Raw genomic sequence first — 18,733 nt, forward strand, 5'->3', positions numbered from 1 at the left:
GATTTACGAGACCGAATCTTTAGATCTCGACGGTGAATTCATCGCGCGGAGCATGGCCGCTGCCAATGGTCGTGCAGCCTGTCAGTAAGCCTGGGGCCAAGCATGTTAACCTTGGCATGTGCTGATCAAGCGAGGCTATAGGTTCGGGATTTTCGAATCGAATGCCCCATTTCACCCAAAGACTTTGACATTTATCCATAAGCCACTGATGAATAAAGCAATTTCAGATTTATCCTCCCACACGCCAATGATGCAGCAGTACTGGCGCCTGAAAAACCAGCACCCTGACCAGCTGATGTTCTACCGCATGGGCGACTTCTACGAGATCTTCTATGAAGACGCGAAGAAGGCCGCCAAATTGCTGGACATCACCCTGACCGCCCGCGGGCAGTCGGCGGGTCAGGCGATTCCGATGTGTGGGATTCCTTACCACGCCGCGGAAGGTTACCTGGCGAAACTGGTCAAGCTCGGCGAGTCGGTGGTGATCTGCGAGCAGGTCGGCGACCCGGCGACCAGCAAAGGGCCGGTGGATCGTCAGGTGGTGCGGATCATCACACCGGGTACGGTCAGCGATGAAGCGCTGCTGGATGAGCGCCGGGATAACCTGATCGCAGCGGTGCTGGGTGACGAACGTCTGTTTGGCCTGGCGGTGCTGGATATCACCAGCGGCAACTTCACCGTACTGGAGATCAAGGGCTGGGAAAACCTGCTGGCAGAACTGGAGCGCGTCAATCCGGTGGAGCTGATGATCCCGGATGATTGGCCGAAAGACCTGCCGGCGGAAAAACGTCGTGGGGTTCGTCGCCGTGCGCCGTGGGATTTCGAACGTGATTCGGCGCTGAAAAGTCTTTGCCAGCAGTTTTCCACCCAGGACCTGAAAGGTTTCGGCTGCGAGAACCTGACCCTGGCCATCGGCGCCGCCGGTTGCCTGCTCAGCTACGCCAAGGAAACCCAGCGCACCGCCCTGCCCCATTTGCGCAGCCTGCGCCACGAACGCCTGGACGACACCGTGGTGCTGGACGGCGCGAGCCGTCGCAACCTGGAACTGGATACCAACCTGGCCGGCGGCCGCGACAACACGTTGCAATCAGTGGTCGATCGCTGCCAAACCGCCATGGGCAGCCGCCTGCTGACCCGTTGGCTGAACCGTCCGCTGCGGGATCTGACCGTATTGCTGGCGCGCCAGACCTCGATTACCTGCCTGCTCGACGGTTACCGTTTCGAAAAGCTGCAACCGCAACTCAAGGAAATCGGCGACATCGAGCGAATCCTGGCGCGGATCGGCCTGCGCAATGCCCGCCCTCGTGACCTGGCTCGCCTGCGCGATGCGCTTGGTGCATTGCCTGAGTTGCAAGTGGCGATGACTGAGCTGGAAGCTCCGCACATCATTCAACTGGCGAAGACCACCAGCACCTACCCGGAACTGGCGGCGCTGCTGGCAAAAGCTATCATCGACAACCCGCCCGCCGTGATCCGTGACGGCGGCGTGTTGAAAACCGGTTACGACGCCGAGTTGGACGATTTGCAATCGCTCAGCGAAAACGCCGGGCAGTTCCTGATCGACCTCGAAGCACGCGAGAAAGCCCGTACCGGTCTGTCGCACCTGAAAGTCGGTTACAACCGCATTCATGGCTACTTCATCGAGTTGCCAAGCAAGCAGGCCGAATCGGCGCCGGCAGACTATATCCGTCGCCAGACGTTAAAAGGTGCCGAGCGCTTCATTACGCCGGAACTGAAGGCGTTCGAAGACAAGGCCCTGTCGGCGAAGAGCCGCGCCCTGGCGCGCGAGAAGATGCTCTACGAAGCACTGCTCGAAGATTTGATTTCCCAGTTGCCACCGCTGCAAGACACCGCCGCGGCACTGGCCGAACTGGACGTGCTGAGCAACCTTGCCGAACGCGCGCTGAACCTCGATCTGAACTGCCCGCGCTTCGTCAGTGAGCCGTGCATGCGCATCAGCCAGGGTCGTCACCCGGTGGTCGAGCAAGTACTGACCACGCCGTTCGTGGCCAACGACCTGAGCCTCGACGACAACACCCGCATGCTGGTGATCACCGGTCCGAACATGGGCGGTAAATCCACCTACATGCGTCAGACCGCTCTGATCGTGCTACTGGCACACATCGGCAGCTTCGTGCCGGCAGCCAGTTGCGAGTTGTCTCTAGTGGACCGGATCTTTACCCGGATCGGCTCCAGCGATGACCTGGCCGGCGGGCGTTCGACCTTCATGGTCGAAATGAGCGAAACCGCGAATATTCTGCACAACGCCACCGAGCGCAGCCTGGTACTGATGGACGAAGTCGGTCGCGGCACCAGCACCTTTGACGGTCTGTCCCTGGCGTGGGCTGCGGCCGAACGCCTGGCATATCTGCGGGCTTATACGCTGTTCGCCACCCACTACTTTGAGCTGACTGTGTTGCCGGAAGCCCAGCCGCTGGTGGCCAACGTTCACCTTAACGCCACCGAGCACAACGAACGCATCGTGTTCCTGCACCACGTGCTGCCAGGGCCTGCCAGCCAGAGCTACGGCCTTGCGGTTGCGCAGTTGGCCGGTGTGCCGAGCGAAGTGATCGTGCGCGCTCGCGAACACCTGGGCCGGCTGGAAGCGACCGCCCTGCCTCATGAAGTTCCCAAGACCGCCAAAGGCAAACCGGCCGCGCCGCAGCAAAGCGACATGTTCGCCAGCCTGCCGCATCCGGTGTTGGATGATCTGGCAAAACTTGATCTGGACGACATGACACCGCGTCGTGCGCTCGAAATGCTCTATACACTAAAGACACGGATCTAACGCACTTGCCTGCAAGCTGTTAGAATCTCGCGCGGTTTGGGATGCTGCTGGCTTATAGCCTGACCAGCAGACTATCGCTCCCAAACCTGGCGACCCCAACGTGAAGGGGCTCCGCTGCCGCCGCCTGAGGAGAAAAATAGAAATGACCTTCGTCGTCACCGACAACTGCATCAAGTGCAAGTACACCGACTGCGTAGAAGTGTGTCCGGTGGACTGCTTTTACGAAGGCCCGAACTTCCTGGTGATTCACCCGGATGAGTGCATCGACTGCGCACTGTGCGAACCAGAATGCCCTGCCGTGGCCATCTTCTCCGAAGATGAAGTCCCGGAAGACATGCAGCAATTCATTCAGCTGAACGTTGAGCTGGCGGAAATCTGGCCCAACATCACCGAGAAGAAAGAATCGTTGCCCGATGCCGAAGAGTGGGATGGCGTCAAAGGCAAGATCAAAGACCTCGAACGCTGATTACCCCGCGTTCTCAAAAAGGCCCCTCGCGGGCCTTTTTGCTTTTCTGCAGGCAAAAAAAGGGGCGGTTTGACCCGCCCACATTTTTCCCTATTCCCTGTGTTCCTTTTCATCGTCCTGATGAATCGCTTCCTGCGATGTCCTTCCCCCTCATCCTTGAAGGGTGTGTCTGTCCGTCGACACAGTTCAGATACTAGAGAATTCCTTACCAAGAGCAATCGCCCCCGATAGCTGAAATGACCTGTCACAAGTTATTAATCTTAAAAAATAATCATATAAATCAACTAGTTAACCATATCTCACGTAAGAATATGTACGACTGCTACCCATTCAATTAGCGAACACTTACGAAAGAGTAAGCAAACACTTACAGCGAGAGACTACAAACCAGAGGGATGACGGAGGGAACTCCCAGCCTGTTTCCCGGGCAATAAAAAACCCCGAACCAGTCGGGGGTTTTTATGCCAGCCAGCAAATTACTTATTGAAACAGCGACTCGCTCGACAGGCCATTCTTCTCGAGAATTTCCCGAAGACGCTTCAGGCCTTCAACCTGAATCTGTCTGACCCGCTCCCGGGTCAGGCCAATCTCCAGGCCTACATCTTCAAGCGTGCTGCTCTCGTGACCGCGCAGGCCGAAGCGGCGTATCACCACTTCGCGTTGCTTGTCGGTCAGCTCCGAGAGCCATTGATCGATGCTCTGGGACAGGTCGTCATCCTGCAACAGTTCACATGGATCGGTTGGACGGTCATCGGTAAGGGTGTCCAGCAGGGTTTTATCCGAATCCGGACCCAGCGAGACGTCGACCGAAGAAACCCGCTCGTTCAGGCCGAGCATGCGCTTGACCTCGCCTACTGGTTTTTCCAGCAGGTTGGCAATTTCTTCGGGTGAGGGTTCGTGATCGAGTTTTTGCGTCAGCTCCCGTGCAGCCCGCAGGTACACGTTGAGCTCTTTGACCACATGAATCGGCAACCGGATGGTCCGGGTCTGATTCATGATCGCGCGCTCGATGGTCTGACGAATCCACCAGGTCGCGTAGGTCGAAAAGCGGAAGCCGCGTTCGGGGTCGAACTTCTCTACCGCCCGGATAAGACCGAGGTTGCCCTCTTCGATCAGGTCAAGTAGCGACAGACCACGATTGACGTAACGCCGGGCGATTTTCACCACCAGCCGCAGGTTACTTTCAATCATGCGTTTGCGCCCGGCCGGATCTCCACTTTGCGACAAGCGCGCAAAATGAACTTCTTCTTCGGGGGATAGCAGAGGGGAAAAACCAATCTCATTGAGGTACAGCTGCGTGGCATCGAGCGCACGCGTGTAGTCAATGTACTTGTGTTGCTTTAACGAGGCGGAGTGTTTGGATTTGGCACGAACGGAAGGTGGAGCAGCCCCTTCATCATTCGACATCGAATCCGTACCGATGCCGGTCTCCATAAGGAGAACCTCATCGTCGATGTCAAACTCCGGCACTTCTTTACTGAGAGCCATTGTTATAGTCCTTTGGTGAGTTCGACCTCAGGCTCAAGCGGCGCCTTTATCCTTGGCAACGCTGGAACCTGTTCCCTCTACGCGACGGAACAGGCTGGAAAGCGATCAACGACGCGGCAGGAATTGCAGCGGATCTACTGGTTTACCTTGTCGGCGAATCTCAAAATGCAGCTTCACCCGGTCTGTACCCGTTGACCCCATTTCGGCAATTGTCTGTCCGACCTTGACCTGCTGCCCCTCCCGAACCAACAGCCTGCGGTTATGTCCGTAGGCGCTAACGTAGGTATCGCTGTGTTTGATGATGACTAATTCGCCGTAGCCCCTTAAGCCACTCCCGGCGTATACCACCGTCCCATCAGACGCAGCTAAAACAGGCTGTCCCAAATCCCCGGCGATATCAATTCCTTTATTCAAACTCCCGTTTGAAGAGAATTTTCCAATAAGAATGCCATTAGATGGCCACCCCCAGCCGGTCGGGGCCGGACCGGCAGGAGGCATCGGAGCAGGGGTCGGCTTGCTGCCGACGGACGGTGTAACCACCGCTGTGCTGGTGGTTGCGCCATTCGCCTGACGCCGGATAACCGTGGTTTTCAGCGACGAAGAAGGCGTTGAATCGGTGGTGCTGGCCACCGGCGTCGGCGTTGAACCGGTGCGACCGTCAAAGCGAATCGTCTGACCCGGATGGATCGTATAAGGCGTAGGAATGTTGTTGCGTGCCGCGAGGGCTTTGTAGTCCCAACCGTAGCGAAAGGCAATGGAAAACAAGGTGTCTTTAGGTCGGACGACGTATTGACCCGTGGTCACTGCCGGACGCTGGGCGACGGCGTTGCTGCGATCGACGACGCGTGCATCACTCGACTTGTTGCTGGAGCAACCGACCAGCAAGGTGCTCAAGACAAGGCCAGTCACCAGGCGCTGAAAGCTCGTTTTACCCATTCGCTGCGCAATGACTGTGAGACTCACCCGCCGCTCCCTTTGTGGTGGCTGAAAATGTGGATTGCCGTGTTCCGGCATGAAATGTCGCAAGTATAACGGGCCGTGCAGCCTTTACCTTTAATGAAGCGAAACGGCTTCGCGCACACGTTTGCTGCCTGACGATGAATCCCGTTTAACTGATCGATGCCGCTGTAAGACAGGAGCGATCAAAGAGAATTCAGCGCCCTGAAACAAATGCTCAGGCAAGTGGCCCATTGAGTAACGGGACGAAGCGTACAGCCCCCAGAACACGCCTGGAAAAGCCCTGCTCTTCCCGGATGATCAGCATCAATTGTTGAACCTCACCCGATCCGACCGGGATCACCAGCCGCCCTCCCGGTGCCAATTGATCAAGCAGCGCCTGAGGTACATCGGTCGCCACCGCGGTCACGATAATGCCGTTGTAAGGTGCCAGCGCCGGCCAGCCTTCCCAACCATCGCCCCAGCGGAACACCACGTTGCGCAGGTTCAGTTCCACCAGGCGTTCCTTGGCCCGGTCTTGCAGAACCTTGATGCGTTCGACGGAAAATACCCGCTCGACCAGTTGCGACAACACCGCCGTCTGATAGCCCGAGCCGGTGCCGATTTCCATCACCTTGTCGAGAGGACCTGCCTCCAGCAGCAACTCGCTCATGCGAGCCACCATATAAGGCTGCGAGATGGTCTGGTTATTGCCGATCGGCAACGCCGTGTCTTCGTAGGCGCGGTGAGCCAGCGCCTCGTCGACGAACAGATGTCGCGGTGTACGGCGAATGACTTCCAGCACCTTGGCGTTGCAAATTCCCTCTTCATACAGGCGCTGAATAAGGCGCTCACGGGTCCGTTGTGAGGTCATCCCGATGCCACGACGCAGAATATCGTCTTGTTCACGAGCCATTAGTTCAGCCCCTCCAGCCAGCCATCGAGACTTCTGAAGGCATCATTAAAGGTGCGATCCAGTTGCAGTGGGGTGATTGAAACATAGCCTTGCATCACCGCATGAAAATCGGTGCCCGGGCCGCCGTCTTCGGCATCCCCCGCCGCCGCAATCCAGTAACCGGATTTACCGCGCGGATCGACCACTTTCATCGGCGCCGCAGCACGTGCGCGATGTCCGAGGCGGGTCAGTTGAATACCGCGGATGTGGTCCAGCGGCAAATTGGGAATGTTCACGTTCAGTACCGTACGCGGTGGCAGTTCAAGGTCCGCGTGAGCCTCTACCAGTTTGCGCGCAAAGTACGCGGCTGTGGGAAGGTTCTCCACTTGCCGTGAGACCAACGAAAAGGCAAACGAAGGCCGTGCCAGGAAACGTCCCTCAAGGGCCGCCGCCACGGTGCCGGAATACAACACGTCATCACCCAGGTTGGCGCCCAGGTTGATGCCTGAAACCACCATGTCCGCCTCGCGTTCCAGCAAGCCATTGAGGCCCAGGTGCACGCAATCGGTCGGTGTGCCATTGAGGCTGATAAAGCCGTTGGCCAGGGTTTGCGGGTGTAACGGACGGTCGAGCGTCAGCGAGCTGCTGGCGCCGCTTTTGTCTTGGTCCGGGGCGATAACCACGCACTCGGTGTAATCCGCCAGCGCAGCATAAAGCGCGGCGAGACCGGGTGCGGTTACCCCATCGTCGTTAGAAATCAGAATACGCATGGGCTGTCCGTCTGCCCCACCGGCACCAGATCAACAAGCTCGCGCACCAATACGGTGGCGAAGCATCCGGCCGGGAGGACGAATTCCAGTTGCAGAATGTCAGGCTCGGGATAATGCCACGTCAACCCACTAATGGGCAGCCGCAGGATGCGACGTTCGTGGCTCATACCGGCGTTAATCAACCAATCACGCAAGTCCGCTTCGCGAGTGGCGATTGCCTGCTCCAGTTCATGGACAGCGCCAGTGGTCGGCGAGTCACCTTCGCCCCACTGCGGACCGGTCGGGTGCAGATCGAGAATCGCCAGACGCGGGTCGCTGCACTCGGCCTCACCTGCCGGAAAGAAGCTGCGACTGTCGGTGAAGGCCAGCAGATCGCCAACCTGGGCACGCTGCCAGCTGCCATCGGCGACACGTGCCGCCAACACCTGATTAAACAGAAAACTGCGCGCCGTAGAGAGCAGACGCGAACGCACGTTGCGCTGCTCCGGCAACGCTTTACGCGCCGCCCAGGCACGGGCATCGACCACGTTACCGCCGTCAAACCCAAAACGCTGGGCGCCGAAATAATTGGGAATACCTTGCTTGGCGATCAGTAGTAGACGCTCGTCGATCGCCGCTTTGTCGCCAGCGAATTGCGTCAGTCGCAACGTGAAGCCATTGGCCGAGTGAGCACCGCGTTGCAGCTTGCGTTTGTGCCGGCCGGTCTTGAGGATCTTCAGCGTATCGTTTTCCGCCGCCGACAGATCAGGATCAGCCTTGCCCGGCAGCTGCACGCTGAACCACTGGCGAGTCAGCGCCTGACGATCCTTGAGGCCCGCGTAACTGACGGTGCGCAATGGCACGCCCGCCGCCTTGGCGATCCGTCGTGCCGCTTCTTCGGTATTCAGACCGCGTTTTTCCACCCAGATCCACAAGTGCTCGCCGTCGCCACTGAGGGGAATGTTGAGGACTTCATCGACCTGAAAATCTTCCGCCGTGGCTTTCAGTACTGCGGTGCCGAGGGCTTCGCCATAGGCCCGCGGGCCGAGCAATTGCAGTTCGTTCATGCGCGCAGCAACAAGGCAACGGAGTGCACGGCTATGCCCTCTTCGCGACCGACAAAGCCGAGCTTTTCGGTGGTGGTAGCTTTCACGTTCACTTGATCCAACTCAACTTGAAGATCCGCGGCAATCAGCGCGCGCATCGATTCGATATGCGGGGCCATTTTCGGCGCTTGGGCGACGATGGTGTTATCGACGTTGCCGACTTTCCAACCCTTGGCGTGGATCAGTGCAACGACGTGACGCAACAGCACTCGGCTGTCGGCGCCCTTGTATGTCGGGTCGGTGTCCGGAAAATGTTTGCCGATATCACCCAACGCAGCGGCGCCGAGCAAGGCATCGCTCAAGGCGTGCAGCAGGACGTCACCGTCGGAATGAGCGAGCAGCCCGAAGCCATGTGCAATGCGCACGCCGCCCAGAGTAATGAAATCGCCTTCAGCGAAACGGTGCACATCATAGCCGTGGCCAATACGCATAAAAAAACGCCCCGATTTTTGTCAGGGCGTGATTCTACCTGCATTACACGCCTAGGGCGCGCGCGTGATGCTGTAAGTGATCGTCTATGAAGCTGGCGATGAAGAAATAGCTGTGGTCGTAGCCGGGTTGCAGGCGCAACGTCAGCGGATGACCGGCCAGTTTGGCGGCCTGTTGCAAGGCTTCAGGCTTGAGCTGGGTGGCCAGGAAATCGTCGCGATCACCTTGGTCAACCAGCAGCTGCAGCTTCTCGTTCGCCTCGGCAATCAGGACGCAGGCATCCCACTCGCGCCATTTCGATCGGTCTTCCCCCAGGTAGCGGGAAAAGGCTTTTTGCCCCCAAGGGCAGTCCATCGGATTGTTGATCGGCGAGAACGCCGATACCGACTGATAGCGTCCCGGATTACGCAACGCGCAGACCAGCGCGCCGTGGCCGCCCATGGAATGACCGCTGATGCCGCGCTTGCCCGAGGCCGGGAAATGGGCTTCGACCAATGCGGGCAATTCCTGCACGACATAGTCATGCATCCGATAATGCCGCGACCAGGGTTCCTGCGTGGCATTCAGATAAAACCCGGCACCGAGACCGAAGTCCCAGGCGCCATCCGGATCACCCGGCACATCAGGACCGCGAGGGCTGGTGTCCGGGGCAACGATGATCAGCCCCAGCTCGGCGGCCATGCGCATGGCGCCGGCCTTTTGCATGAAGTTTTCGTCGGTGCAGGTCAGGCCGGATAACCAGTACAGCACCGGCAGCTTGCCGCCCTGCTCCGCTTGCGGCGGCAGGTACACGGCAAACACCATGTCGCAGCCGAGCACATCGGAGCGGTGCCGATAGCGTTTGTGCCAGCCGCCGAAGCTTTTCTGACAGGAGATATTTTCCAGGCTCATGACCGACCTCAGAAATGGATGACGGAACGGATGCTCTTGCCTTCATGCATCAGGTCGAACGCCTTGTTGATATCTTCCAGGCCCATGGTGTGGGTGATGAACGTATCCAGCGGGATTTCGCCGGTTTCAGCCATCTCGACATAGCTTGGCAACTCGGTACGGCCACGCACACCGCCGAACGCCGAACCGCGCCAGACGCGACCGGTCACCAGCTGGAATGGACGCGTGGAGATTTCCTGGCCTGCACCGGCGACACCGATGATTACCGACTCGCCCCAACCTTTGTGGCAGCACTCGAGTGCAGCGCGCATCAATTGCACATTACCGATGCATTCAAAGGAAAAGTCGACGCCGCCATCGGTCATGTCGACGATGACTTCCTGGATCGGACGATCGAAATCTTTCGGGTTCACACAATCGGTTGCACCCAACTGCTTGGCGATCTCGAACTTGGCCGGGTTGATGTCGATGGCGATGATCCGCGCAGCCTTGGCTTTGACGGCGCCGATGACTGCCGAAAGACCGATGCCGCCGAGGCCGAAAATGGCGACGGTATCACCTGGTTTTACCTTGGCGGTATTAAGAACGGCACCGATGCCGGTGGTGACACCGCAGCCCAGCAGGCAGACTTTTTCCAGTGGCGCTTCTTTTTGAATTTTGGCGACGGAAATTTCCGGCAGCACGGTGTACTCGGAGAACGTCGACGTCCCCATGTAGTGGAAAATGGGTTGGCCTTTGTAGGAAAAACGCGAAGTGCCATCCGGCATCAGGCCTTTACCCTGAGTCGCGCGAATCGCCTGACACAGGTTGGTTTTACCCGACAGACAGAATTTGCACTGGCGACATTCCGGGGTGTACAGCGGGATCACATGATCACCGACTGCGACGGAGGTCACGCCCTCACCGATAGCCTCGACCACCGCGCCACCTTCGTGACCGAGAATCGACGGGAAGATACCTTCCGGGTCCGCACCCGACAGCGTGTAGGCGTCGGTATGGCAGACACCGGAGGCAACCACACGCAGCAGGACTTCGCCGGCCTTGGGCATGGCGACATCGACTTCAACGATCTCGAGGGGTTTCTTGGCCTCGAAGGCAACGGCAGCGCGCGACTTGATCATGTGGATTCTCCAGTGAATTAAAACGAGACAGTGAGTGTAATACACCGCCTGACGGTGAATAATCCGGACAAAAGCAAAACATTATTGCCATACAGGGATAATCCTTGATGTCCGAAAACCGCTGGGAAGGTATTGACGAGTTCGTCGCCGTGGCCGAGTGCAGTCAGTTCACGGCTGCCGCGGAACGCCTCGGGGTTTCTTCCTCCCACATCAGTCGACAAATAGTACGCCTCGAAGAGCGCCTTCAGACGCGACTGCTTTATCGCAGCACCCGCCGGGTCACTCTGACCGAGGCAGGGCAAACCTTTCTGCAACATTGCCAGCGCCTGCAGGATGGACGCGAAGAAGCACTGCGAGCGGTGGGTGACCTGACCAGTGAACCCAAAGGCATGCTGCGCATGACCTGCGCCGTGGCGTACGGCGAACGATTCATCGTGCCGCTGGTAACCCGTTTCATGGGGCTCTATCCGCAACTGCGCATCGACATCGAACTGAGCAATCGTCAACTCGACCTCGTGCACGAAGGGCTGGACCTGGCGATCCGTCTCGGTCGCCTGCAGGACTCGCGGCTGGTAGCGACACGCCTGGCGCCACGACGCATGTACCTGTGCGCATCGCCGTCCTATCTGGAGCGCTACGGCCGCCCGCATAGCTTGTCGGAACTGAGCCGCCACAACTGCCTCATCGGTAGCTCGGACATCTGGCAACTGGAACAGAACGGGCGGGAATTTTCCCAGCGAGTACAGGGAAACTGGCGCTGCAACAGTGGGCAAGCGGTGCTGGATGCGGCGTTACAGGGAGTGGGCTTGTGTCAGCTGCCGGACTACTACGTGCTGGAGCATCTGAAAAACGGCGAATTGATTTCGCTGCTGGAAGCTCACCAACCGCCGAACACCGCCGTGTGGGCGCTTTATCCACAGCAGCGACATTTGTCGCCGAAGGTCCGCAAGCTGGTGGATTATTTGAAGGAAGGATTGGCTGAGCGGCCGGAGTATCGGAGCTAAAGTATGTTTTCAGTGCCAGTTTTATTGGCTGAGATACCGCTTTCGCGAGCAAGCCCGCTCCCACAGGGGTCGCTGGCGAACACCGAAAAGCCGGGCAACGCAAAACACTGTGGGAGCGAGCCTGCTCGCGATGGCGGCAGAACAGTCAACGAATCAATCAGCGGCGATTAGCCCAACGCTGGCGCAACCATTCCAGATCTTCGGGGCGCGTAACCTTGAGGTTGTCGGACCGGCCTTCGATCAGGCGCGGCGCCAGACCCGCCCACTCCATCGCCGAAGCTTCGTCAGTGATGACCGCATCGGCCACCAGACTGTCGGCCAACGCCCGATGCAACGCCCCTAGGCGAAACATCTGCGGCGTATAGGCTTGCCAGATCACACTGCGATCCACGGTTTCGACCACGCGACCGTGCTTGTCGACCCGCTTGAGGGTATCGCGTGCCGGAACCGCCAGCAGTCCGCCAACCGGATCATCTGCGAGTTCACCCAGCAACTTGTCCAGATCATCACGGCTCAGATTCGGCCGCGCGGCATCGTGAACCAACACCCAATCCTCATCGTCGGCGCCTTGCGCATGCAAATGCAGTAACGCATTGAGTACCGACCCGGAACGCTCGGAGCCACCTTCAACCCGCTGAATTCGCGGATCGCAAGCACACGCCAGGTTCGGCCAATAAGGATCATCAACAGCAAGACTGACCACCAACCCTTTCAGGGAAGGATGATCAAGGAAACAGCCGAGGCTGTGTTCGAGAATAGTGCGCCCGCCCAGTTGCAAGTATTGCTTGGGACGGTCCGCGGCCATACGGGCACCGACGCCCGCGGCAGGAATTACAGCCCAGAAGGCTGGTAACGAGGGGTTCATTGAGCCAACTGGTAAAGGGTTTCACCGTCCTTGACCATGCCCAACTCATGACGAGCCCGCTCTTCAACGGTCTCCATGCCCTTTTTCAATTCACTGACTTCAGCGTCCATCACTCGATTACGCTCAAGCAGCCCCTCGTTCTCAGCGTGTTGATCTGCGATCTGCTGAGTCAGTTCGGCCACTTGCGCCAGACTGCCATTACCCACCCACAGGCGGTACTGCAGGCCAGCCAGCAGCAGGAGCAAGACGAGGAACAACCAATTGGGACTGCGCATCGAATATCAGGTATCCAGTGAAAAAAGACAGCCATGCCAAAACTTTGAAGCTTCTGATAGCACGAAGCCTGGAAGACCCAGGCTTGTGCTTATAAGGCATCAGATTAGTGGCAAATCCATCGCTGTAGCGATTTTTCCGACACAATCCGGTGTCTTTTTACCAATTAACGATTAACCGCGGAATTCGCTGCGACCGTTGTACTTGGCTTTGCCATTCAACTGCTCTTCGATACGCAGCAGTTGGTTGTACTTGGAAACACGGTCCGAACGGCACAGGGAGCCGGTCTTGATCTGGCCAGCCGCGGTGCCCACAGCCAGGTCGGCAATGGTCGAATCTTCGGTTTCGCCGGAGCGGTGCGAGATCACGGCGGTGTAACCAGCGGCCTTGGCCATCTGGATGGCTTCCAGGGTTTCGGTCAGGGTGCCGATCTGGTTGAACTTGATCAGGATCGAGTTGGCGATCTTTTTATCGATGCCTTCTTTCAGGATCTTGGTGTTGGTCACGAACAGGTCGTCGCCCACCAGCTGAGTTTTCTCGCCGATCTTGTCGGTGAGGATTTTCCAGCCAGCCCAGTCGGACTCGTCCAGACCGTCTTCGATCGAGATGATCGGATAACGCTCGGTCAAGCCTTTCAGGTAGTCAGCGAAACCTTCAGCGGTGAACACCTGGCCTTCTCCGGACAGGTTGTATTTACCGTCTTCGTAGAATTCGCTGGCAGCGCAGTCCAGCGCCAGGGTCACGTCGGTGCCCAGCTTGTAACCGGCGTTGGCCACGGCTTCGGAGATCACTTTCAAAGCATCTTCGTTGGAGGCCAGGTTCGGTGCGAAACCACCTTCATCACCCACTGCAGTGCTCAGACCACGGGCCTTCAACACAGCTTTCAGGTGATGGAAAATCTCGGTGCCCATGCGCAGACCTTCCGAGAAAGACTTGGCGCCTACTGGCTGAACCATGAACTCCTGGATGTCGACGTTGTTATCGGCGTGCTCGCCACCGTTGATGATGTTCATCATCGGAACCGGCATCGAGTAAATACCCGGGGTGCCGTTCAGGTTGGCGATGTGAGCGTACAGCGGCAGGTCCTGGTCCTGCGCGGCGGCCTTGGCGGCTGCCAGGGAAACGGCGAGGATCGCATTGGCGCCCAGGGAACCTTTGTTTTCAGTACCGTCGAGCTTGATCATCGCGTGATCCAGCGCTTTCTGGTCGCTTGGGTCTGTACCCAGCAACAGGTCGCGGATCGGACCGTTGATGTTGGCGACGGCTTTGAGTACGCCCTTGCCCAGGTAACGGCTCTTGTCGCCATCACGCAGCTCGAGCGCTTCACGCGAGCCAGTGGAAGCACCGGACGGCGCGCAAGCACTGCCGATGATGCCGTTATCGAGAAGCACGTCCGCTTCCACGGTGGGGTTGCCACGGGAGTCGAGAACTTCACGACCTTTGATGTCGACGATTTTTGCCATTGTTGTAAACACTCCAAAGTTGACGAAAACGACGCAGCTGAAGGAAATCTTGTATCGCCGGCAAGTAATGTGCAGCGGGCAGACTTGCGGACGATAAGGCTCAGACCCGAGGGCCTGAGCATTAATTCGTGCGGTACTTTACCGGAGAAATGAGGATTACGCGGTTTCTACCGTCGGAAAACTCTTCACCAGTTCGTCCAAAGCTTTGAGCTGGGCCAGGAATGGCTCCAGTTTGTCCAGACGCAGGGCGCAAGGGCCGTCGCATTTGGCGTTGTCCGGGTCCGGATGCGCTTCGAGGAACAGACCGGCCAGCGACTGGCTCATGCCAGCCTTGGCCAGATCGAGGACCTGAGCACGGCGACCGCCAGCGGAATCGGAACGACCACCGGGCATTTGCAGCGCGTGGGTCACGTCGAAGAACACCGGGTATTCGAACTGCTTCATGATGCCGAAGCCGAGCATGTCGACGACCAGGTTGTTGTAGCCGAAGCTCGAACCGCGTTCGCAGAGGATCAACTGATCGTTACCCGCTTCCACGCATTTGCTCAGGATATGTTTCATTTCCTGAGGCGCGAGAAACTGGGCTTTCTTGATGTTGATCACCGCACCGGTCTTGGCCATCGCGACCACCAGGTCGGTCTGGCGCGACAAGAAGGCCGGCAGCTGGATGATATCGCAGACTTCAGCGACGACCGCGGCCTGATCAGGCTCGTGGACGTCGGTGATGATCGGCACGCCGAACGCTTGCTTGATGTCCTGGAAAATCCGCATGCCCTCTTCCAGGCCGGGGCCACGGTAAGAGGTCACGGAGGAACGGTTGGCCTTGTCGAAGCTGGCCTTGAACACGTAAGGGATACCGAGTTTCTGGGTGACCTTTACGTATTCTTCGCAGACCTGCATCGCCATGTCGCGGCTTTCCAGCACGTTCATGCCACCGAAAAGCACCATTGGCTTGTCGTTGGCAATCTCGATATCGCCTACGCGGATGATCTTCTGGGCCATCGGATTTACGCCTTCTTCTGGTGTTGAACCAAAGCTGCTTTAACGAAACCGCTGAACAACGGGTGACCGTCGCGTGGTGTCGAGGTGAACTCAGGGTGGAACTGGCAAGCGACGAACCATGGATGATCCGGGGCTTCAACCACTTCTACCAAGGCGCCATCACCGGAACGACCAGTGACTTTCAGACCGGCTTCCATGATTTGCGGCAGCAGGTTGTTGTTCACTTCGTAGCGGTGACGGTGACGCTCGACAATCACGTCCTTGGCGTAGCAATCGTGCACCAGGGAACCCGATTCCAGCAGGCAATCCTGAGCGCCAAGGCGCATGGTGCCGCCCAGATCGGACGATTCGGTACGGGTTTCGACGGCGCCGGTGGCATCTTCCCACTCGGTGATCAGACCCACGACCGGATGACCGCTGGCACGATCGAACTCGGTGGAGTTGGCGTCTTTCCAGCCCAGCACGTTACGAGCGAACTCGATCACGGCCACTTGCATGCCCAGGCAGATGCCCAGGTACGGAACCTTGTTTTCGCGAGCGAATTGAACGGCAGTGATCTTGCCTTCCACGCCTCGCAGACCGAAGCCACCAGGTACCAGAATCGCGTCGACACCTTCGAGCAGCGCAGTGCCCTGGTTTTCGATGTCTTCGGAGTCGATGTAGCGCAGGTTGACCTTGGTGCGGTTGCTGATGCCGGCGTGACTCATCGCTTCGATCAGCGACTTGTAGGCGTCCAGCAGTTCCATGTACTTGCCGACCATCGCGATGGTGACTTCATGCTCAGGGTTGAGCTTGGCGTCGACCACGGCTTCCCACTCGGACAGATCGGCGCCGCCACATTGCAGGCCGAAACGCTCGACAACGAAATCATCCAGGCCCTGGGAGTGCAGAATGCCCGGGATCTTGTAGATGGTGTCGGCGTCTTCCAGCGCAATCACCGCACGTTCTTCAACGTTAGTGAACTGAGCGATCTTGCGACGCGAGGAGATGTCGATCGGGTGATCGGAACGGCAGACCAGCACGTCAGGCTGCAGGCCGATGGAACGCAGTTCCTTGACCGAGTGCTGGGTTGGCTTGGTTTTGGTTTCGCCGGCAGTGGCGATGTACGGCACCAGTGTCAGGTGCATCAGCATCGCGCGCTTGGCGCCGACTTCGAAACGCAATTGACGGATCGCTTCGAGGAACGGCTGGGACTCGATGTCACCCACGGTGCCACCGATCTCGACCATGGCTACGTCGGCATCGCCGGCGCCCTTGATGATCCGGCGCTTGATTTCGTCGGTGATGTGCGGGATCACCTGAATGGTGGCGCCCAGGTAATCACCACGGCGCTCTTTGCGCAGGACGTGTTCGTAGACACGGCCGGTGGTGAAGTTGTTGTTCTGGGTCATGGTCGTGCGGATGAACCGCTCGTAGTGGCCAAGGTCCAGGTCGGTCTCGGCGCCGTCGTGGGTGACGAACACTTCACCGTGCTGGAACGGGCTCATGGTGCCCGGGTCAACGTTGATGTACGGGTCCAGCTTCAGCATGGTGACCTTAAGTCCCCGCGCCTCCAGGATGGCCGCCAATGAAGCCGATGCAATGCCTTTCCCCAATGAAGAAACAACACCGCCCGTGACGAATATGTAGCGCGTCATGAAAAACCCTAGAAGTCTGCGTTAAAGCGGTCCGAGCCGCCGGGGAAAGCGAAGGAAGGCCGAAGCCCCCGATCACCTGCATTAATCACAGTGCACCTTTCAAAAAAACCGCCGCGTTGGGACAGACCGGAAGATGAAACACCGGTACGTTGCTCGCTACACATTTTTTGGAATCGCCCAGCAAAGACTGCTTGGTAATCGGCAACTCCTGCAATTCAGGCGAATCCACAGAAGTTGTATCAAGAAGGGAGCGTAGTCTACCGGAAAGCCCCTTTCAGCTCAAACCTAGATCTTCGTGCGGTGGCTGCCAATGCAAATTCCAACGGTCCTTTGCACTGCCATCCAAGCCCCGCAGGTTGGCCACCGCCAGCAATTGCTCGTCTCGGTAGAGCAGCGGCAATCTGCCACGGACGAAACCCGGCACGCCGCTTTCATTGAGCAATCGCTTCAGATCGCGATGGCCGCGACCGGGCAGATTCATCACCTCACCTCCCTCACGATAGCGGATATGCAGCAAGCCATCGGGGATTTGGCCGGTAAGTGTGAGCACGCCGTTATCCGGCAACGCCAGCGATAGCGAGGGTTCAGGCCAATTTCCGACGGCGGGCGACGGGCGCAACCAACTGCCGGACAACCACCAGATACGCCCACCCGCCCGATGCAATTCGCCATCCGCCAGCCGCCAGATCGGGCAGGCATCGCCGGTGGCATCACGTAAATTCTCCCAACCCGACCAATGGTCACTGTCCGGCAGTCGCGTCAGCGGTTCGAGCCAGTGACTTAAGGCATTACGCTGACGAGCAGCGGACAGCGTTGCCAATGGCCCCAGCTCAAGGGACGGCAATCCCAGCCAATCAAAATCATTGGCCGTGCTGGCACCGGCCAGGTCGATTTGCGCAAGCTCATCGAGCAATCCCTGCGCTTCGCTCAGGTGCGCAGCGCTTCGCGCCATGGTCGTTACCGCTTGCGGCCAGCGCTTGGTCAATCCCGGGAACACCTGATGGCGCAGGTAATTTCGCGAGAATTGCCGATCCTGGTTCGATGGGTCTTCGATCCAGCTCAGCCTATGCTCCGCCGCATAGGCTTCAAGTTCAGCCCGCGTGACATCGAGCAATGGCCGCAGCAGCAGCCCTTTACCGAGCGGGCGCTGGCGTGGCATCCCCGACAATCCCCTCACCCCTGCCCCACGCAACAGCCGAAACAACAACGTTTCCGCCTGATCGTCACAGTGCTGGGCGGTCATCAACACCTCATTGGCCTGAGTCGCCTCGATGAACGCGGCATATCGCGCATCCCGGGCGGCACGCTCAAGGCTGGCGCCGGGTTGAACCTGCACACGAACAACCTGCAGCGGCACACCCAGCGCATCACAGACCGACTGACAATGATCCGGCCACGCATCAGCCACAGCCTGAAGGCCGTGATGAACATGGATGGCGCTTAGCGCCGGCAAGGATTCGGTTTTCGCGAGGTGTACGAGAAGGTGCAGCAGAACGGTGGAGTCGAGACCACCGGAGAAGGCGATGCACCAGGCCGTAGCGTTGCGCCACGGTTTCAGATTCAGCAAAAGCCTGGCAGGCAAATCAATCATTGGCCGACTCATAGCGTTCCCTTTACACA

General features: G+C 58.4%; 17 protein-coding genes. 3 read left to right on the forward strand and 14 right to left on the reverse strand.

All coding sequences use genetic code 11. The annotated features are described in order from the left end of the window. Positions 1 to 220: 220 nt before the first annotated feature. Positions 221 to 2,788, forward strand: coding sequence for a DNA mismatch repair protein MutS (gene mutS / locus DFS28_RS18720; protein ID WP_178082217.1), 2,568 nt, complete (start codon positions 221 to 223; stop codon positions 2,786 to 2,788). A gap of 142 nt (positions 2,789 to 2,930) precedes the next feature. Continuing rightward, positions 2,931 to 3,254 carry a ferredoxin FdxA gene (gene fdxA, locus DFS28_RS18725; protein ID WP_008154011.1) on the forward strand — a complete coding sequence of 108 codons (324 nt, stop codon included), beginning with the start codon at positions 2,931 to 2,933 and terminating at the stop codon, positions 3,252 to 3,254. Positions 3,255 to 3,734: 480 nt separating this feature from the next. On the opposite strand, the gene rpoS is transcribed toward fdxA, so the two are convergent. From rpoS to DFS28_RS18765, 8 genes are all read right to left on the reverse strand, one after another. Then, the gene (gene rpoS, locus DFS28_RS18730) at positions 3,735 to 4,742 is read right to left on the reverse strand and encodes an RNA polymerase sigma factor RpoS (protein ID WP_008154012.1); all 1,008 of its coding nucleotides are present in this window, start codon (positions 4,740 to 4,742) and stop codon (positions 3,735 to 3,737) included. 105 nt (positions 4,743 to 4,847) lie between these two features. After that, entirely contained in the window at positions 4,848 to 5,705 is an 858-nt protein-coding gene (locus tag DFS28_RS18735; RefSeq protein WP_111450996.1) for a peptidoglycan DD-metalloendopeptidase family protein, read from the reverse strand. 211 nt (positions 5,706 to 5,916) lie between these two features. Further along, on the reverse strand, positions 5,917 to 6,552 hold the full coding sequence (locus DFS28_RS18740) for a protein-L-isoaspartate(D-aspartate) O-methyltransferase (protein ID WP_177327881.1): 636 nt from the start codon (positions 6,550 to 6,552) through the stop codon (positions 5,917 to 5,919). Positions 6,553 to 6,593: 41 nt separating this feature from the next. Continuing rightward, positions 6,594 to 7,343 (reverse strand): 5'/3'-nucleotidase SurE, encoded by a 750-nt coding sequence (gene surE, locus DFS28_RS18745; protein WP_008154019.1) that lies wholly within the window; start codon positions 7,341 to 7,343, stop codon positions 6,594 to 6,596. Continuing rightward, the gene (gene truD, locus DFS28_RS18750) at positions 7,331 to 8,389 is read right to left on the reverse strand and encodes a tRNA pseudouridine(13) synthase TruD (protein ID WP_111450997.1); all 1,059 of its coding nucleotides are present in this window, start codon (positions 8,387 to 8,389) and stop codon (positions 7,331 to 7,333) included. The genes surE and truD overlap by 13 nt, the downstream gene beginning before the upstream one ends. Then, positions 8,386 to 8,859, reverse strand: coding sequence for a 2-C-methyl-D-erythritol 2,4-cyclodiphosphate synthase (gene ispF / locus DFS28_RS18755; protein WP_008154023.1), 474 nt, complete (start codon positions 8,857 to 8,859; stop codon positions 8,386 to 8,388). Before ispF ends, truD begins: the two co-directional genes overlap by 4 nt. Before the next feature lie 43 nt (positions 8,860 to 8,902). Next, entirely contained in the window at positions 8,903 to 9,748 is an 846-nt protein-coding gene (fghA, locus tag DFS28_RS18760; RefSeq protein WP_111450998.1) for an S-formylglutathione hydrolase, read from the reverse strand. An 8-nt stretch (positions 9,749 to 9,756) separates the two neighbouring features. Then, entirely contained in the window at positions 9,757 to 10,869 is a 1,113-nt protein-coding gene (locus DFS28_RS18765; protein WP_008154027.1) for an S-(hydroxymethyl)glutathione dehydrogenase/class III alcohol dehydrogenase, read from the reverse strand. A 107-nt stretch (positions 10,870 to 10,976) separates the two neighbouring features. On the opposite strand from DFS28_RS18765, the gene DFS28_RS18770 reads away from it, so the two are divergent. After that, a complete protein-coding gene (locus DFS28_RS18770; protein WP_111450999.1) occupies positions 10,977 to 11,873 on the forward strand; it encodes a LysR substrate-binding domain-containing protein in 897 nt (298 codons plus the stop codon). 157 nt (positions 11,874 to 12,030) lie between these two features. Here the strand turns inward: DFS28_RS18770 and ispD are convergent, their stop codons facing one another. The 6 genes from ispD to tilS form a co-directional block, all read right to left on the reverse strand. Beyond that, complete coding sequence (gene ispD, locus DFS28_RS18775) at positions 12,031 to 12,738, reverse strand: 2-C-methyl-D-erythritol 4-phosphate cytidylyltransferase (RefSeq protein WP_111451000.1); 708 nt, start codon at positions 12,736 to 12,738, stop codon at positions 12,031 to 12,033. Further along, on the reverse strand, positions 12,735 to 13,013 hold the full coding sequence (gene ftsB, locus DFS28_RS18780; protein WP_008028992.1) for a cell division protein FtsB: 279 nt from the start codon (positions 13,011 to 13,013) through the stop codon (positions 12,735 to 12,737). Before ftsB ends, ispD begins: the two co-directional genes overlap by 4 nt. Positions 13,014 to 13,184: 171 nt before the next feature. After that, positions 13,185 to 14,474 (reverse strand): phosphopyruvate hydratase, encoded by a 1,290-nt coding sequence (eno, locus tag DFS28_RS18785; protein ID WP_111451001.1) that lies wholly within the window; start codon positions 14,472 to 14,474, stop codon positions 13,185 to 13,187. Positions 14,475 to 14,630: 156 nt separating this feature from the next. Further along, positions 14,631 to 15,476: a 3-deoxy-8-phosphooctulonate synthase gene (gene kdsA, locus DFS28_RS18790; RefSeq protein WP_111451002.1), complete on the reverse strand. Its 846-nt coding sequence runs from the start codon at positions 15,474 to 15,476 to the stop codon at positions 14,631 to 14,633. A gap of 5 nt (positions 15,477 to 15,481) precedes the next feature. Then, the gene (locus DFS28_RS18795) at positions 15,482 to 17,113 is read right to left on the reverse strand and encodes a CTP synthase (protein WP_111451003.1); all 1,632 of its coding nucleotides are present in this window, start codon (positions 17,111 to 17,113) and stop codon (positions 15,482 to 15,484) included. A 274-nt stretch (positions 17,114 to 17,387) separates the two neighbouring features. Further along, complete coding sequence (gene tilS, locus DFS28_RS18800) at positions 17,388 to 18,716, reverse strand: tRNA lysidine(34) synthetase TilS (RefSeq protein WP_111451004.1); 1,329 nt, start codon at positions 18,714 to 18,716, stop codon at positions 17,388 to 17,390. Positions 18,717 to 18,733 lie beyond the last annotated feature (17 nt).

It is taken from the genome of Pseudomonas sp. 478 (genome assembly GCF_003254125.1).
Taxonomy (GTDB): Bacteria; Pseudomonadota; Gammaproteobacteria; order Pseudomonadales; family Pseudomonadaceae; genus Aquipseudomonas.

Excerpts from the sequence above, each read along its gene's own strand:
- fdxA (WP_008154011.1), top strand. The coding sequence starts at position 2,931 with ATGACCTTCGTCGTCACCGACAACTGCATCAAGTGCAAGTACACCGAC.
- rpoS (WP_008154012.1), bottom strand. The coding sequence starts at position 4,742 with ATGGCTCTCAGTAAAGAAGTGCCGGAGTTTGACATCGACGATGAGGTT.
- DFS28_RS18740 (WP_177327881.1), bottom strand. The coding sequence starts at position 6,552 with ATGACCTCACAACGGACCCGTGAGCGCCTTATTCAGCGCCTGTATGAA.
- surE (WP_008154019.1), bottom strand. The coding sequence starts at position 7,343 with ATGCGTATTCTGATTTCTAACGACGATGGGGTAACCGCACCCGGTCTC.
- truD (WP_111450997.1), bottom strand. The coding sequence starts at position 8,389 with ATGAACGAACTGCAATTGCTCGGCCCGCGGGCCTATGGCGAAGCCCTC.
- ispF (WP_008154023.1), bottom strand. The coding sequence starts at position 8,859 with ATGCGTATTGGCCACGGCTATGATGTGCACCGTTTCGCTGAAGGCGAT.
- fghA (WP_111450998.1), bottom strand. The coding sequence starts at position 9,748 with ATGAGCCTGGAAAATATCTCCTGTCAGAAAAGCTTCGGCGGCTGGCAC.
- DFS28_RS18765 (WP_008154027.1), bottom strand. The coding sequence starts at position 10,869 with ATGATCAAGTCGCGCGCTGCCGTTGCCTTCGAGGCCAAGAAACCCCTC.
- DFS28_RS18770 (WP_111450999.1), top strand. The coding sequence starts at position 10,977 with ATGTCCGAAAACCGCTGGGAAGGTATTGACGAGTTCGTCGCCGTGGCC.
- ispD (WP_111451000.1), bottom strand. The coding sequence starts at position 12,738 with ATGAACCCCTCGTTACCAGCCTTCTGGGCTGTAATTCCTGCCGCGGGC.
- ftsB (WP_008028992.1), bottom strand. The coding sequence starts at position 13,013 with ATGCGCAGTCCCAATTGGTTGTTCCTCGTCTTGCTCCTGCTGCTGGCT.
- eno (WP_111451001.1), bottom strand. The coding sequence starts at position 14,474 with ATGGCAAAAATCGTCGACATCAAAGGTCGTGAAGTTCTCGACTCCCGT.
- kdsA (WP_111451002.1), bottom strand. The coding sequence starts at position 15,476 with ATGGCCCAGAAGATCATCCGCGTAGGCGATATCGAGATTGCCAACGAC.
- DFS28_RS18795 (WP_111451003.1), bottom strand. The coding sequence starts at position 17,113 with ATGACGCGCTACATATTCGTCACGGGCGGTGTTGTTTCTTCATTGGGG.
- tilS (WP_111451004.1), bottom strand. The coding sequence starts at position 18,716 with ATGAGTCGGCCAATGATTGATTTGCCTGCCAGGCTTTTGCTGAATCTG.